The sequence below is a fragment of the Variovorax sp. VRV01 genome (assembly GCF_014852545.1).
GTDB classification, from domain to species: Bacteria; Pseudomonadota; Gammaproteobacteria; order Burkholderiales; family Burkholderiaceae_C; genus Variovorax; species Variovorax beijingensis_A.
Genome location: NZ_JACVBS010000003.1, coordinates 390,979 through 404,735, shown reverse-complemented (window position 1 = coordinate 404,735; position 13,757 = coordinate 390,979). Strand labels below are relative to the sequence as shown.

Genomic DNA, 13,757 nt, shown 5'->3' with positions numbered 1-13,757 from the left:
GTTCGCAATGCTTCTCTTCCGCTGGGCCATCCTGCTGCTTCTGCTGGTGGCGGGCGTGTCGTTCGCGTTCTATGCGGGCACGGGCCAGGCCAAGTACCGGCGCTTCGGCTGGATCGTGCTCAAGTGGACGCTGCTTGCGGCCTTCGGCTTCTTCGCAGTGTTGATTGCCGAACGCGTGGTGTAGTCGGCTCGCCCCCAGGCTGCGCGGCACTTCGTGGCCGGTGATCGATCTCAGTCGGCCAGGGTCTGCAACGCCTGCACCTGCTGTGCCAGCAGCAGCCCCCTGCGGTGCGCGGGCACCAGCAGCATGAGCGTGTCGCCCAATGTCTTCGGGCGTCCCCAGGGCGCATGCAGCCTGCCTTGCGCGAGCAGCGGCGCCACCAGCTGCTCGCGGCCCATCAGCACGCCTTCGCCGTCGAGCGCCGCCTGCAGCGCGAGGCTGTAAAGCGAGAAGTCCGGGCCGGCGGCCAGCGCATCGGCCTCGGCTGCGTTGATACCGGGACGCACGGCCTGCAGCCAGCGCGCCCAGTCGTCGTGCCACACGGTGTCGTGCAGTCCGCCGCAGCGGGCCAGTACATCGACCAGGTCGTCGAGCGCGCGCGGGCGCCCGCTTGGCAGCGTCTGCTGGAGGCGCGGGCTGCACACCGGCACGAGCCGGTCGCGCGCGAGCGCCATGCCTTGCGCGCCGACGGCGGTTTCGATGCGATCGCCGGCGCGTGCATAGAAGAGGCCGAGGTCGAAGGGTTCGCGCCGGAAGTTCGGCGGCTGCTCGAGCGCCGTCACGGACACCTGCACGCCGGGCAGCGCCGCCTTCAGCCGCGAAAGCCGCGGCGACAGCCACAGCTGCGCCATCGCCGGCAGGGCCGCGACCTGCAGCGTGCTGCGGCGCGCGGCAGTCTGCGTCTCGTGCCGCAGCGCCTGCACCGCGAGGCCGAGCTGGTCGACCGCGGCGCTGAGGGCGGGCAGTGCGCGCCGTCCGTGCGCGCTGAGGCGGATGCCCTGGCTGTGGCGTTCGAACAGCGCACCGCCGGCCCAGGTCTCCAGCGCCTTGATCTGCTGCGCGACGGCGGCCGGCGTGACGAACAGCTCTTCGGCCGCACGCGCAAAGCTGCCGTGGCGTGCCGCAGCCTCGAAGGCGCGAACGGCTGTGTGCGGGGGCAGGCGAGGGCGGGGTGGTGCGAGGGGCATGCGGCGTGGAGGCCCAAGTTTTTCTATCGCTCGGGCCCAGATTATCCGTGTTGCCCGCAGTGATGGCGCAGGCGACCATGCGGCCACCTGCCACTTCCAGCGAGATCTGCCGCATGCCTGCCGCCCTCCAACGCCGTTCCTGGGTTCCCGCTGCCAGCGAAGACCATGTGCTCGCGATTGCCGCCGATGCGGCCGCGCGCGATGCGGCCGGCATCGCCGCCGAGATCGAAAGGCTCGCGGACGACAACCATCGCATCCATGACCGTGAGGGCCTGAACCTCAACCCCGCCACCAACGTGATGAATCCTGCCGCCGAGGCGCTGCTGTCGCGCGGGCTCGGCTCGCGGGCATCGCTGGGCTACCCGGGCGACAAGTACGAAGTGGGGCTGGAGGCCATCGAGTGCATCGAGGTCATCGCGGCCGAGCTGGCCGCCGAGGTGTTCGGCTCGAAGTTTGCCGAGGTGCGCGTGAGCTCCGGCGCGCTGTCGAACCTCTATGTGTTCATGGCGACCTGCCGGCCCGGCGACACGATCATCGCGCCGCCGCCGGCCATCGGCGGCCACGTCACGCACCATGCGGCCGGCGCGGCCGGGCTCTATGGATTGAAGACGGTGTCCGCGCCGGTCGATGCCGACGGCTACACGGTCGATGTCACGGCGCTGGCCAGGCTCGTGCGCGAGGTGAAGCCGAAGCTCATCACCATCGGCGGCAGCCTGAATCTGTTTCCGCACCCGGTGCCGGCGATCCGCGAGATTGCGGACAGCGTGGGCGCCCGGCTGCTGTTCGATGCCGCGCACCTCTCGGGCATGGTGGCCGGCAAGGCCTGGCCGCAGCCGCTCGAGGAGGGCGCGCATGCGATCACCATGAGCACCTACAAGAGCCTCGGCGGTCCGGCCGGCGGGCTGATCGTGTCGAACGATGCGGCGCTGATGGAGCGCATCGACGCCATCGCCTACCCCGGCCTCACGGCCAACTCCGATGCGGGGCGCACCGCGGCGCTGGCGCGCGGGCTGCTCGACTGGAAGGCGCACGGCACGGCCTACGCCTCGGCGATGCGCGAGACCGCGCAGGCGCTGGCACGCGCGCTCGACGCCGAGGGCCTGCCGGTGTTCGCGAAGGCGCGCGGCTTCACGCAGTCGCACCAGTTCGCGCTCGAGGCTGCGCCTTGGGGCGGTGGGCAGCGCGCCGCGAGGAAACTGGCCGGGGGTGGTTTGCTGGCCTGCGGCATTGGCCTGCCGATCGCACCGGTGGAGGGAGACATCAACGGCCTGCGTCTGGGCGTGCCGGAGATCGTGCGGCTCGGCTTCACGCCCGACGACATGCCGCAGCTTGCGTCGTGGATCGCGCGTGCGCTGAAAGGCGATGCGGCGTCCGTGGCGGCCGAGGTGCGCGAGCGCCGCGCGCGGCTCGGCGGCCTGCGCTACATCGTGCGCTGAGTCAGCGCGAGCGTCCCTGCCGGTAGGTGCCGGCGTGCGTCTTCGACAGCTCGGCCGCCTCGGCCAGCCGCGCCATCGACCGGCCCACCTGCGCATGCGTGATGGCAATGCCCAGCGCGTCGGCCGCATCGGCGCCCGGCAGGCCCGGCAGGTCGAGCAGGCGCTTCACCATCTCCTGCACCTGCGCCTTGGCGGCCTGGCCGTGGCCCGCCACCGCCTTTTTCATCTGCAGCGCGGTGTATTCGGCCACCGTGAGCTTGCTGTTGACCAGCGAGGTCACGCAGGCGCCGCGCGCCTGGCCCAGCAGCAGCGTCGACTGCGGATTGACATTGACGAAAATGATCTCGACCGCCGAGGCATCGGGCTGGTAGCGCGCGGCGATTTCCGCAATGCCGTCGAACAGCACCTTGAGCCGCGCCGGCAGGTTGCCGCTGCCCAGGTGGCGCGTGCTGATGGTGCCGCTGGCCACGTAGCGCAGCGCATGGCCGTCCGAGTCGACCACGCCGAAACCGGTGGTCAGGAGGCCGGGGTCGATGCCGAGAATGCGCATGTCAGTTTTCCACCGCGCTGTGGGCGACCCACGAGCATGAAACCGACACGGCCCCAGGCCAGGAACACCGCGGAACCGGCTTTGCCGGGCCGCTGGTGTTGCCCCCTGGAGGGGGGAGTCGAGCTACACGAAGTGAGCGAGGGACGGGGGTGGGTTTCATCCTAGAGGTTGAAGTACCAGCGGATCGAATGGAAGAAGATCGGGGCCGCGAAGCACAGCGCATCGACACGGTCGAGCAGGCCGTTGGCCCCGGTCACGCCCACGCCTTTCTTGCCCCAGTTGGGAATGCCGCGATCTCGCTTGAGCGCCTTCATCACCAGGTGCCCCATGGAGCCCGCGATGCAGGCGATGACGGACACTGCCAGGGCCTGGCCGAACTTGAAGGGCGTGATGAACGAGAACAGCGCGCCCACCAGGCTGGCCACCGCGATGCCGATGCCCCAGCTGGTCCAGTTGAAGCTGCGGCTCACGTTGGGCGCGAAGGGCTTGCGCTGGGTGCGGCGCGAGATCACGTGCTGCACCAGCACCGAGGTCTGCACCACGAACACCAGGAAGAACACGAGGAAGGCGCTCTTGCCCTCGTAGCCCGGAAAGCTCAGCAGCAGCAGCGCCGGCACATGGCTCATGCCGTAGACGCAGACCATGATGCCCCACTGCAGCTTGGCGTTGCGCTCCAGAAAATGGCTCGGGTCGTCGGCCAGCGCACTGGCCACCGGGATCGCGAGGAACACGTAGACCGGAATGAACACGGTGAACAGGTCGAAGCGCGCGGTGGCGACGAGCCAGAACTGGATCGGCAGCACGACGAAGAAGGCCAGGATCAGGCTGCGGTGGTCGCCGCGCCGCGTGGGCGAGAGCGTGATGAACTCGCGCAGCGCGAAGAAGGCGATCAGCGCGAACAGCACGGTGGCCACCGTCTCGCCCAGCGCCCAGCCGACCCAGAACACGATCACCATGAACCAGGTGGTGCCCAGCAGCTTGCGGTAGTGCGCCAGCTCGGCCTGCCAGGCGGCGTCGTGCACGGGGTTGCGGCGTTCCTTGAAGGTGAGGAAGAAGGCCGTGGTGCTCACGACCACGAGCAGCCCGAAGACGATGAGGAACAGGGCCGCGACCTGCTGGGTCGGGGTGAGGCTGCGCAGGAACTGGTTCATGTCAGACCTCGCGCAATGCGATCACCGCGGCACGCGCGCGGTCGAGGAAGGGGCGGCGCTCCTCGCCTTCCTCGACGCGGATCGGCGCGCCGAAGGTGACGGAGCACAGGATCGGCACCGGCACGATCTCGCCCTTGGGCATCACGCGCTGCACGTTGTCGATCCACGCTGGCACCAGCACCACCTCGGGGAACATCGTCGCGAGCGTGTAGAGGCCCGACTTGAACTTCTGCGGCTCTCCCGTGTGGCCGCGCGTGCCCTCCGGAAAGATGATGATCGAGTCGCCGCTGCGCAGCGCTTCGATCAGCGGCGCCAGTGGATCGGAGACGGGCGCGGCAGGTTCCGGCTCCACGGCCGGCGGCGTGACGGCGAGCGGCGCGGCCGGTGGTGGAGGAGGCGGCGGAGCGGGAAGGTCGAGCCGCCCTTGCACTTCGTCGAAGGCTTCGGGCGTGATGTCGACGACGGGCGGTGCCATGGGCGCCATCGGCAACAGGGGCTCCATCGAGGGTTCGATGCGCTCGGACTGTGGCGCAGCAGCGGCATCTCGGACGGGCGGCAGCGGCGCTTCAGGTTCCGCCGGCGCTTCGGCAGGCGCGGCCGGCGCCGTGGCCGCGCGCTCCACATACACCGCGTTGAACACCTCGGTCGTGATCCAGCGCTTGAACGGCGTATTGGCCCAGTAGTCACGCGCCGCAATGGGCCGCGTGATGCTGCGCAGTTCCTCGGGCAGGGCCGCCCAGATCATCACCAGGTCGGCGTGGCTCTGGTGGTTGGCGAAATAGATGCGCTGCTCGGCCTTCGGCGGGCAGCCGTACCAGCGTGCCTGGGCGCCGGTGAGCAACCGGACGATCCCCAACAACAACCAACCCGTGAGCTTTGCCAGCATGGGCGCGATGATACGGGGCATGCGATGGCGTTTCGATCCTCTTTGTCTGGCGTGGGCGATGGCCCTGTTCCTTGTTCTCATCCTGCTGGCCACCATCGGCGCGCTCTGGGGCTGGCTGCGGAGCTTTTTCGGCGACGTGCTGGCCGTGGCGTGGGTCTACCTCGTCTTCAAGACCTTCGTCGCCGCGCGCGTGCTGCCAGTGGGGCTGGCCGCGCTCGGCGTGGGCCTGGCGGTCGAGCTGGGGCAGTTCCTGGCATCGGCCTGGCACCTGCACATTTCGAACCGCGCCCTGCGCATCGTGCTCGGCAGTACCGCCGACTGGTGGGACGTGCTGGCCTATGTGATCGGCTTCGCAGCCGTGCTGGCCATCGAAGCGCTGCGCGAAGCCCTCAGGGCAGCTCGGCCGACGGCATCCGCGCCACGATCGTCGACGCCCTCCCGCTGAGGTAGGACGAGCCGATGCGGCGCTCGAAGAACTTGGGGCTCGGCAGCATCACGGCGAGGCGCGCGGCTTCGGCTGCGCTCAGGCGCGAGGCGGGCTTCCTGAAGTAGTACTGGGCCGCCGCCTCGGCGCCGAACACGCCTTCGCCCCATTCGACGTTGTTGAGGTAGATCTCGAGGATGCGCCGCTTGTCGAGCAGCACCTCGAGCGCCATCGCAAGCGCCAGCTCCTGGCCCTTGCGCAGCAGCGTGCGCTCGCCGGAGAGCAGCAGGTTCTTCGCCAGCTGCTGCGTGATGGTGGAGCCGCCGCGCAGCTGCACCGGCCGCACCGGCTTGCCGCGCGCAATGGCGCGCGCCGCACGCCTGGCCGCCAGCTCCTCGGCCTTGGCGTTGCGCTGGCGCGCACGCTCGATGGCTTCCCATTCCACGCCGTTGTGGTCGATGAAGTCGGCATCCTCGCTCGCGATGACGGCGCGCTTGAGGTTGTCGCTGATCTGCGCGTAGGGCACCCATTCCTGGCGCCAGGCACCCTTGCGGCCCTGGTGGATGGCGATCTGCCAGGCTTCGCTGCGCTGGAACGCGGTGCTTTGCGGATCGATCACCGCCATGGCCGCGATGCGCCCCACGAAGAAAAGCTCCAGTGCCACGCCCGCCACCAGCAGGCAGGCCACCAGCCGCAGCAGCCGCTTCATTGGCCGGCGGCGAGTGAAGCGCGCAATTCGGCCAGCACCTGCGCGGAGGGCGGGCGCACGCCGCGCCAGAACTCGAACGCTTCGGCCGCCTGTTCGACCAGCATGCCGAGCCCGTCGCGCGGCACGGCGCCGTGCGTTTCGGCCCAGGCCATGAAGCCGGCGGCCGCGGGGCCGTACATCAGGTCGACCGCGAGCGCGCCGGGGCGCAGCACCTGCGCGCGCACCGGCACCGCATCGCCAGCGAGGCTGGAGGCCGTGGCATTGACCACCACGTCGAAATTGCCGGTCACCTCGTCGAGCGCCCAGGCTTCGAGCGCCGCGCCATGACTCAGCGCCAATGCCGCATGGCGCTGCACCAGCGCCATGGCCTTGCCGACCGTGCGGTTGGCCACCACGATGCGCGCAGCGCCGGCGTCCAGCAGCGGCCCGAGCACGCCCGCTGCGGCGCCGCCCGCACCGATCAGCAGCAGCTCGCGGCCCGCCAGCGGCACGGCGGCATTGCGCACGATGTCGTTGACCAGCCCGATGCCGTCGGTGTTGTCGGCGTGGATGCTGCCGTCGGCCTCGAAGCGCAGCGTGTTCACCGCCTGCGCAAGCACGGCGCGCTCGCTGGTGTGCAGCGCGAGCGCGGCGGCGTCGAACTTGAACGGCACGGTCACGTTGCAGCCGCGCGCCGTGTCGCCGCGCTCGGCGGCTTCCCGGCGGAAGGCGGCCACGCCTTCGGCAAAGGCGCCGACCGGAACGAGCCGGCGGCTGTAGTCCATCTGCTGCCCGCAGAGTTCGGCAAACCGGGCATGGATGCGCGGCGAGCGGCTGTGCTCGACGGGGTTGCCCATTACGCAATACAGATCCATGGCGCGTGGATTCGCTGTTGTCTATTGGGAGGAGAGCTCGATGGTCTCGTCGCGCGTGAACTTGAAGCGCGACTGCAGCACGATCTGGTCGGTCTCTTTTCGCATTGCGTCGGTGAACTTTCCGAAGCTGCCGATGCTGTGCACGATGGCCTTGGCGCGGCGGTCGAGCACGATGTCGCCCGAGCTTTCGTCGACCACGGTGTCGAGGATCTTGCCGTCGTGGTTGATGGTGATCGTCATCTTGAGCTCGCCATAGAGCTTCTTGCCGGCGGCCGTGGGGAAGTTCTCGGTACCCCGCACCTCGATGCGCCGGCGCAGCGTGTCCACGTAGATGGCGTAGGCCGCCTCGCGCGTGGAAGGGCTCAGGTAGCGCTTCTTGGGGCGCGCGTTTTCTTCATTCACGCGCCGCTCGATCTCGGCCAGCAGCTCCACCATCTGGCGCCGCTTTTCCTCGCGGGCGATGGCTTCCTTCGGATCGCCCGAGGCGCGCGGGTCCGGCGCAGGCATGGCCGCCAGGTCGCGCTTGAGCTGCGCGAGCAGCTGCATCTGCTGGGCCTGCATGGCCTCGACCTGGCGCCGCGCCTCCTCGATCGAGTCGCCGACGGCGGTGAAGCTCGAGGGCGGCAGCGGACTGGTGGCGCGGCCGCGCTCGAGGTCGCCGCCGCCCGCGAGCGAGGTCTGGGCCATCACGCGGGTCTTGGCGTCGGGCTTGTCATTGGTCTTGCTGTTGACCAGGATCACCTCGAGCGGGGTTTCGCTGAAGACCCGGTTGAACGATTCGGGATCGACGAAACGCACCGCCAGAAGTGCGGCGTGCGCGATGACCGACACGCCGAGTGCGATCTGCAGCGTGCTCAGATCCCTGAAGTTCATGGACGACGTTCCTTGGCGCGCATGGGATGACCGGTGCTCATGCCGGCGTGTTTTCCGGGGCCGCCTCGCTGTCGCTGAGGTCGACTGCAATGGCGATGGGGCCGGCGACTTCTTCCGCTTCCTCGTCGCCGCCTTCCTCCTCGGCCTCGACATCCACCTTGGGCGCGTCGAGGCGCTCGAGCACGGTGCCGTGCACGTCGAGCGCGATTTCGTCGATCTCGCCGAGCTTCACGCGCAGGCGCGCGCCGCGCTCCTGCTGACCCGCCACCGGGAACACCAGCGGCAGCGTGTCCGCGCGCACCAGCGCGCCGTTCGGGATGTCCTTGATGACGGTCGCCTCGAGCTCGGTGATGCCCCGCTGCTGCAGGTACTTGAGCGTCCAGAAGCGCTCCATGCCGCCCTGGTAGGCGTTGTACGTTGCGTAGGCGGCGTCGAAGCCCGAGAGAATGGAGAACAGGTCCGCATCCTTGGGCTTGAACGGCGCGGCCAGCGCGGCGGTCTTGCCGTGGCGCGCGGCGGCAATGATCTGCCACTGGTTCACCAGGTCGGTGTAGCGGCGCAGCGGCGAGGTGCTCCAGGCATAGCTCTTCACGCCCAGGCCCGCATGCGGCAGGGCCCGCGTACCCATGCGCACCTTGATGCCGGGCGCCAGGCTGGCCTGGCTGCGGTAGAGCCCCGGCACGCCGAGCTCGCCGAGCCAGCCGCCCCAGCTGCTGTTGGCCAGGATCATGGCTTCGGACACGATCAGGTCGAGCGGCGCGCCGCGCTGGCGCGTGGTGATCTGCACCTGCTCGCTGCCGTCCGGTTCGCCGTCGTTGCCCACGAGGCGGAAGTTGTAGTCGGGCCGGTTGAAGTTCTCGGGCTTGCCGCGCACCACTTCGCGCCGGGCCTTCAGCTCTTTCGCGAGGCGGAACAGGAAGGACAGCGGCGCGCGCAGCTTTGCAGCGGCCTCGGGCGTGTTCTCGCTCGTGAACGAAGCGTCTTCGAGCCAGGGCTGCGTGACCACCGCGTCGAGCCGGTCGTGCCGCAGGTTGGCCACGATCGGCACGCGTTCGAGCTTCGTCTCGGTCGATTGCAGTTCGAGCGTGGCTTCGTCGAAGCGCGCGTAGAGCGACACCGCGGGCCGGTCGCCGCCTTCGAGCAGCGTGTAGGTGCTCACGACATCGTCGGGCAGCATGGTGATCTTGTGGCCCGGCATGTAGACCGTGGACATGCGCGCGCGCGCCACCTGGTCGATGGCGCTGCCCGGCGTCAGTGCCAGGCCGGGCGCGGCGATGTGGATGCCGACCGTGACGCTGCCGCTGCCAAGGCCCTGCACCGAGAGTGCATCGTCGATTTCGGTGGTCTGCGAGTCGTCGATCGAGAATGCCTGCACGCCTTCGGCCAGCGGCAGCTCGTCCACGATGGGCGGCGCGGCGAGTGCCGGGAAACCCGTGCCCTTGGGAAAGTTCTCGAACAGGAAGCGCCGCCAGTGGAACTGGTAGGGCGAGTCGATGGCGCCGGCGCGTTCCAGCAACTCGAGCGGCGGGCGCTGGGTGGCGCGCGCGGCGTCGACCACGGCCTTGTATTCGGGCGCGTTCTTGTCGGGCTTGAACAGGATCTTGTAGAGCTGCTCGCGGATTGGCTGCGGGCAGATGCCCTCGGCCAGTTGGGCGGCCCATTCGACGATCTGCGCCTGCACCACTTTCTTCTTCTCGATGGCGGCCAGCGCCTGCTGCAGGATCTCGGCTGGCGCCTTCTTGAAGCGTCCCTTGCCCGCGCGGCGGAAGTAGTGCGGCGCTTCGAACAGCGCGAACAGCGCCGCGGCCTGCTGCGCGAGCGTGGGCTTGTCGCTGAAATAGTCGGACGCGAGGTCGGCAAAACCGAACTCGCCCTCCGGCGCGAATTCCCAGGCCAGGTCGAGGTCCATCGTGGCTGCGAGCGCGCGCGCCTCGGCGATCAGCTCGGCCGGGGCCGGCTTCTCGAAACGCAGAACGATGTTGGCGCCCTTGACCTTGACGCGCTTGCCGGTGTCGAGCTCGACCTGCGCCGATGCTTCGGCCTCCGACAGCACGCGGCCGCCGAGGTACTTGCCGGCTTCTTCAAACAATACAAACATGCCCGGATTGTCCCAGACTTGGGGACGCGCACGGGCCTGGCTGCTGCGCGATGCCTGCCGGGCTTCAGACGGGATTGATGAACGCGATCACGTCGTCGAGGTGGTTTTCCTCGAAATCGGACAGCGCATGGTCGCCGCCCTCGATCAGCTTGATGTTGCTGTCGGGGTAGCGTGCCGAGGTTTCGTGCCAGTCGAGCGCTTCGTCGCCCTTGGCGATGATGGCCAGCACGCGCTCGGGGCGGGTGAGCGCGCCGACCTCCATGGTGCGCAGCTCCTGGATGTATTCGGGCTTGAAATAGAAGTGCTCGGCCGGGTCGTGCCAGGCGGTCTGGTCGCCGATGTAGCGCGCAAGGTCGCGCGCCGGATGCACCGCCGGATTCAGCAGCACGGCGCGGCAGCGCGTCATGCCGGCCACGTAGGTGGCATAGAAGCCGCCCAGCGAGGACCCGACCACGGCCATCGACTTGCGCGGCCAGTCCGCGATGCCCTTCATCACCATGTCGATGGCCTCGCGTGGCGAGGGTGGCAGCTGCGGGCACCACCACTGCAGGTCCGGGTGCTCGCGGGCCACGCGCGCTGCCATCAGCCGCGCCTTGGTGGAGCGGGGCGAGGAGCGGAATCCGTGCAGATACAACAGGTGAGTGGTTTGCGGGTCCATGCGGGGCGGAGACTGGAAGTGGTGCGGTCTACACAGCTCCCTGGAAGGAGCCGGTTGATTTTGCATGAGGACCGTGCGCCCGACGCGGTCGTCGGCGCACGAGGCTTCGATATGAGGGCTTACTGCACGGGCAAGCTGGTTTGCCACAGGGTCCATGGACGATGCCGAGAGGCAAAAAGTATTCAACCGAAATGCGCGACCGGACTCGCAAGTCGAAGCGAGTTTCAACGGCCCGCGCCGCTGTCCGCATCCCATGAAAACGGGAGGTCCGCCGGCTCTTTTGCGTTGCGCCGAAGCTTATGCTCAAGCCCATGAATATCGAGGCAACGGACACCGGGAAGACGCACCGCTGGGGCGTGCTCGTGGTCGAGGACGACAGCCGCGCGCGCGCCTTCTTCGAGGCGAGCGTGCAGCGCAGCGCCAGCCTTTTCTGGCTCGGTAGCGCCGGCACGGTGCACGAGGCACTGGCGTGGATGGCCCAGACCACCATCATTCCCGACGTGCTGCTCGTCGATCTCGGCATGCCCGACGGCAGCGGGCTCGACGTGATCCGCGAGGCCGTGGCGCGCTTTCCGGGCTGCGAGCCGCTGGTGATCTCGGTCTTCGGCGATGAGGAAAACGTGCTTGCCAGCATCGAGGCCGGCGCCGTCGGCTACATCCACAAGGACGCTGCGCCGGAAGACATTGCGCAGACCATCGTCGAGATGAAGGCCGGCGCCTCGCCGATCTCGCCCATGATCGCGCGGCGCGTGCTGGCCAAGTACCGCAGCCTGCAGCTGGCCGGAACGCTCGCCGCCGCGCCACCCGAGGCGGCCCTCGGCACCACCACGGCGCCCAGCCTGCTGTCCGCGCGCGAGCACGAGGTGCTGACCTTGATAGCGCGCGGTTTTTCCTATGCCGAGATCGCGCGCCTCAAGGGCCTGAGCGTGCACACAGTGCAGACGCACATCAAGAATCTCTACGGCAAGCTGGCCGTGCACTCCAAGAGCGAGGCCGTGTTCGAGGCCACGCGCCTCGGCCTGCTGTCCCATCCGGGGTGAATCGCGTGGCCGGACGCATGTTCGGGCGGGCGGGCAGGGCGCTTGCTGAGCTATGGCTCGCGGCAACTCTGATGCTGGCGGCGCAGCCGGCGGCGGCCGCGCCGGCCGAGGGCACGATCGAACTGCGCCGCGGCACCGTGTGGACCACCGTCGACGGCGCCACGCACAAGGCGCCCGTCGAACTCTCCTACCACTGGGACCGCCAGCACGGCGGACGCCCCGGCTACGCGACCTTCGAGCTGCCATTCACGCTCGAAGCCGAGCCCGAGGTGCCCTGGGGCATCTTCATTCCACGCGCCGGCAGCGTTCTGGAGGTGTGGCTCAATGACGCGCTGCTGCAGGTCTACGGCGACCTGACCCGCGGCAACGGGGCGGACTACGCCAAGGCGCCGCTGTACGTGCCGGTGCCGGGGCACCTGCTGAAGGCCGGCGAGAACCGCCTGCAGGTTCGCATACGCGCCGACAGCGCCCGCCGGGCCGGGCTTTCGCGCGTGACCATCGGAGCCGCGGCGCCGGTGCGCACCGATCTCTTCGAAAGCGCCTATGCCTGGCGCTTCACCGGCTCGGTGCTCCTGACCGCCTTCAGCCTGATTGTCGGCAGCATCGCGCTGGCGCTGTGGCTCACGCAGGTGGATGCCGCTGCCACCGGATGGCGCCGGCGCGACAGCCTCTATTTCTGGGCCGCGCTGGCCGAGTTCTGCTGGGCGATCCGGGTGGCCGACGGCGTGATCGCCGAGCCGCCGCTGCCCTGGGGCGCCTGGGGCGTGCTCATGGCCGCCTGCTATGCGGGCTGGGCCGCGTCCGCCATGATGTTCTGCTACCAGCTCGCAGGCTGGGACGGCAGCCCGCGCATGCGCTGGCTGCGCTGGCCGATGGCCGGCGTGGTGCCCGGAACCGTGATGGCCACCGCCCTCGCGCTCCACCGCGAACAGCCCTATTGGCTCACCGGCTGGCTCGCACTGGAGATCGTGTTCGTTGCGCTGTTCGTCGGTGCCTTTGCCGTGGCCACCATCCGGCGGCCGAACGTGGGCCGCGTGCTCGTGGCTGCCGCCGCACTGGTGACGCTGGGCTTCGGCACCCGCGACTGGCTCGTGATCCGCCTGAGCGACACCTACGGCGAGACCACCTGGGTGCGCTATTCCTCCGTGTTCTTCGGCATCGCGCTGCTGCTGATCGTCTTGCGGCGCTTCCATGCCGCAAGCGTGCAGGCGCGCGGCTCGGTCGCTGCCCTGGCCGAACGCGTGGCGCAGCGCGAGCGTGAACTCGCATCCACCTTCGCCGCGCTCGAACAGGTGGCGCGCGACCAGGCGCGCACCCACGAGCGCGAGCGCATCCTGCGCGACATGCACGACGGCGTGGGCTCGCACATCAGCTCGGCCATCCGGCAACTGCAGTCGGGCCAGGCCAGGCCGGAGGAACTGCTGCGGACGCTGTGCGACTCGCTCGACCAGCTCAAGCTGGCCATCGACTCCATTCACCTGCCGCCAGGCGACGTCGGCGCCCTGCTGGCGGCACTGCGCTACCGGCTGGAGCCGCGCCTGGCGGCCGCGGGCATTCAGTTCGAATGGGCGGTGGACGAGGTGCCCGACGTGAAGCGGCTCGACGCCCAAGCCATGCGGCAACTGCAGTTCCTGCTGTTCGAGGCGATTTCCAACGTGCTGCAGCACGCCCAGGCCAGGACCCTCCGGATCGAGGCCGAAGCGCTGGCCGGCGCCGTGCAGCTGCGCGTGATCGACGACGGCCGGGGCTTCGATGCGCTGCAGGTGCCCAGGGCGCTGGCGGAGCGCGCCGCCGCCATCGGCGCCCGGCTGGCGCTCGAAAGCCGACCGGGGCGCACGGTCGTTCAGCTCGGCTTCGGCTGAGGTGCGCCGCGGGGCGCGGATAATCCGC

Annotated in this window: 14 protein-coding genes; 5 read left to right on the top strand and 9 right to left on the bottom strand. The window is 69.3% G+C overall.

The window, feature by feature from the left end:
* Nucleotides 1-7 precede the first annotated feature (7 nt).
* A complete protein-coding gene (locus tag IB278_RS08185) occupies nucleotides 8-184 on the top strand; it encodes a hypothetical protein (protein ID WP_012746075.1) in 177 nt (58 codons plus the stop codon).
* 47 nt (nucleotides 185-231) lie between these two features.
* On the opposite strand, the gene IB278_RS08180 is transcribed toward IB278_RS08185, so the two are convergent.
* Nucleotides 232-1,188 carry a LysR family transcriptional regulator gene (locus IB278_RS08180; protein ID WP_145740666.1) on the bottom strand — a complete coding sequence of 319 codons (957 nt, stop codon included), beginning with the start codon at nucleotides 1,186-1,188 and terminating at the stop codon, nucleotides 232-234.
* A 113-nt stretch (nucleotides 1,189-1,301) separates the two neighbouring features.
* Here IB278_RS08180 and glyA point away from each other — a divergent pair, with 113 nt between their 5' ends.
* Nucleotides 1,302-2,624 (top strand): serine hydroxymethyltransferase, encoded by a 1,323-nt coding sequence (glyA, locus tag IB278_RS08175; RefSeq protein WP_192323176.1) that lies wholly within the window; start codon nucleotides 1,302-1,304, stop codon nucleotides 2,622-2,624.
* A gap of 1 nt (nucleotide 2,625) precedes the next feature.
* Here the strand turns inward: glyA and ruvC are convergent, their stop codons facing one another.
* From ruvC to IB278_RS08160, 3 genes are all read right to left on the bottom strand, one after another.
* The gene (gene ruvC, locus IB278_RS08170) at nucleotides 2,626-3,174 is read right to left on the bottom strand and encodes a crossover junction endodeoxyribonuclease RuvC (protein WP_145740669.1); all 549 of its coding nucleotides are present in this window, start codon (nucleotides 3,172-3,174) and stop codon (nucleotides 2,626-2,628) included.
* A 161-nt stretch (nucleotides 3,175-3,335) separates the two neighbouring features.
* The gene (locus IB278_RS08165) at nucleotides 3,336-4,325 is read right to left on the bottom strand and encodes a phosphatidate cytidylyltransferase (RefSeq protein ID WP_145740671.1); all 990 of its coding nucleotides are present in this window, start codon (nucleotides 4,323-4,325) and stop codon (nucleotides 3,336-3,338) included.
* Between the two features lies 1 nt (nucleotide 4,326).
* On the bottom strand, nucleotides 4,327-5,211 hold the full coding sequence (locus IB278_RS08160; RefSeq protein WP_192323175.1) for a lysophospholipid acyltransferase family protein: 885 nt from the start codon (nucleotides 5,209-5,211) through the stop codon (nucleotides 4,327-4,329).
* On the opposite strand from IB278_RS08160, the gene IB278_RS08155 reads away from it, so the two are divergent.
* Nucleotides 5,210-5,656: a DUF2809 domain-containing protein gene (locus tag IB278_RS08155; RefSeq protein WP_374710105.1), complete on the top strand. Its 447-nt coding sequence runs from the start codon at nucleotides 5,210-5,212 to the stop codon at nucleotides 5,654-5,656. The genes IB278_RS08160 and IB278_RS08155 overlap by 2 nt on opposite strands.
* Here IB278_RS08155 and IB278_RS08150 read toward each other — a convergent pair.
* From IB278_RS08150 to IB278_RS08130, 5 genes are all read right to left on the bottom strand, one after another.
* Nucleotides 5,601-6,344 carry a transglycosylase domain-containing protein gene (locus IB278_RS08150; RefSeq protein ID WP_145740674.1) on the bottom strand — a complete coding sequence of 248 codons (744 nt, stop codon included), beginning with the start codon at nucleotides 6,342-6,344 and terminating at the stop codon, nucleotides 5,601-5,603. The two genes, IB278_RS08155 and IB278_RS08150, sit on opposite strands and share 56 nt — an antisense overlap.
* Nucleotides 6,341-7,198 (bottom strand): shikimate dehydrogenase, encoded by an 858-nt coding sequence (gene aroE, locus IB278_RS08145; protein ID WP_145740676.1) that lies wholly within the window; start codon nucleotides 7,196-7,198, stop codon nucleotides 6,341-6,343. The genes IB278_RS08150 and aroE overlap by 4 nt, the downstream gene beginning before the upstream one ends.
* A 21-nt stretch (nucleotides 7,199-7,219) precedes the next feature.
* Nucleotides 7,220-8,071, bottom strand: a complete 852-nt coding sequence (locus IB278_RS08140; protein ID WP_145740678.1) for an energy transducer TonB — start codon at nucleotides 8,069-8,071, stop codon at nucleotides 7,220-7,222.
* A gap of 37 nt (nucleotides 8,072-8,108) precedes the next feature.
* Nucleotides 8,109-10,169: a ribonuclease catalytic domain-containing protein gene (locus IB278_RS08135; RefSeq protein ID WP_192323174.1), complete on the bottom strand. Its 2,061-nt coding sequence runs from the start codon at nucleotides 10,167-10,169 to the stop codon at nucleotides 8,109-8,111.
* Nucleotides 10,170-10,233: 64 nt separating this feature from the next.
* The gene (locus IB278_RS08130; RefSeq protein ID WP_145740682.1) at nucleotides 10,234-10,827 is read right to left on the bottom strand and encodes a YqiA/YcfP family alpha/beta fold hydrolase; all 594 of its coding nucleotides are present in this window, start codon (nucleotides 10,825-10,827) and stop codon (nucleotides 10,234-10,236) included.
* 299 nt (nucleotides 10,828-11,126) lie between these two features.
* Between IB278_RS08130 and IB278_RS08125 the strand changes: the two genes are divergently transcribed.
* Complete coding sequence (locus IB278_RS08125; protein ID WP_145740684.1) at nucleotides 11,127-11,867, top strand: response regulator transcription factor; 741 nt, start codon at nucleotides 11,127-11,129, stop codon at nucleotides 11,865-11,867.
* A 71-nt stretch (nucleotides 11,868-11,938) separates the two neighbouring features.
* Complete coding sequence (locus IB278_RS08120) at nucleotides 11,939-13,729, top strand: ATP-binding protein (RefSeq protein ID WP_225612798.1); 1,791 nt, start codon at nucleotides 11,939-11,941, stop codon at nucleotides 13,727-13,729.
* The last annotated feature ends 28 nt before the right edge of the window (nucleotides 13,730-13,757 follow it).

Bases quoted from the DNA above. Each gene is read 5' to 3' on its own strand.
- IB278_RS08160 (WP_192323175.1), bottom strand. From the start codon at position 5,211: ATGCTGGCAAAGCTCACGGGTTGGTTGTTGTTGGGGATCGTCCGGTTG.
- IB278_RS08140 (WP_145740678.1), bottom strand. From the start codon at position 8,071: ATGAACTTCAGGGATCTGAGCACGCTGCAGATCGCACTCGGCGTGTCG.
- IB278_RS08120 (WP_225612798.1), top strand. From the start codon at position 11,939: ATGCTGGCGGCGCAGCCGGCGGCGGCCGCGCCGGCCGAGGGCACGATC.
- IB278_RS08155 (WP_374710105.1), top strand. From the start codon at position 5,210: ATGGGCGCGATGATACGGGGCATGCGATGGCGTTTCGATCCTCTTTGT.
- IB278_RS08150 (WP_145740674.1), bottom strand. From the start codon at position 6,344: ATGAAGCGGCTGCTGCGGCTGGTGGCCTGCCTGCTGGTGGCGGGCGTG.
- aroE (WP_145740676.1), bottom strand. From the start codon at position 7,198: ATGGATCTGTATTGCGTAATGGGCAACCCCGTCGAGCACAGCCGCTCG.
- IB278_RS08180 (WP_145740666.1), bottom strand. From the start codon at position 1,188: ATGCCCCTCGCACCACCCCGCCCTCGCCTGCCCCCGCACACAGCCGTT.
- IB278_RS08135 (WP_192323174.1), bottom strand. From the start codon at position 10,169: ATGTTTGTATTGTTTGAAGAAGCCGGCAAGTACCTCGGCGGCCGCGTG.
- IB278_RS08125 (WP_145740684.1), top strand. From the start codon at position 11,127: ATGCTCAAGCCCATGAATATCGAGGCAACGGACACCGGGAAGACGCAC.
- IB278_RS08165 (WP_145740671.1), bottom strand. From the start codon at position 4,325: ATGAACCAGTTCCTGCGCAGCCTCACCCCGACCCAGCAGGTCGCGGCC.
- ruvC (WP_145740669.1), bottom strand. From the start codon at position 3,174: ATGCGCATTCTCGGCATCGACCCCGGCCTCCTGACCACCGGTTTCGGC.
- IB278_RS08130 (WP_145740682.1), bottom strand. From the start codon at position 10,827: ATGGACCCGCAAACCACTCACCTGTTGTATCTGCACGGATTCCGCTCC.
- glyA (WP_192323176.1), top strand. From the start codon at position 1,302: ATGCCTGCCGCCCTCCAACGCCGTTCCTGGGTTCCCGCTGCCAGCGAA.
- IB278_RS08185 (WP_012746075.1), top strand. From the start codon at position 8: ATGCTTCTCTTCCGCTGGGCCATCCTGCTGCTTCTGCTGGTGGCGGGC.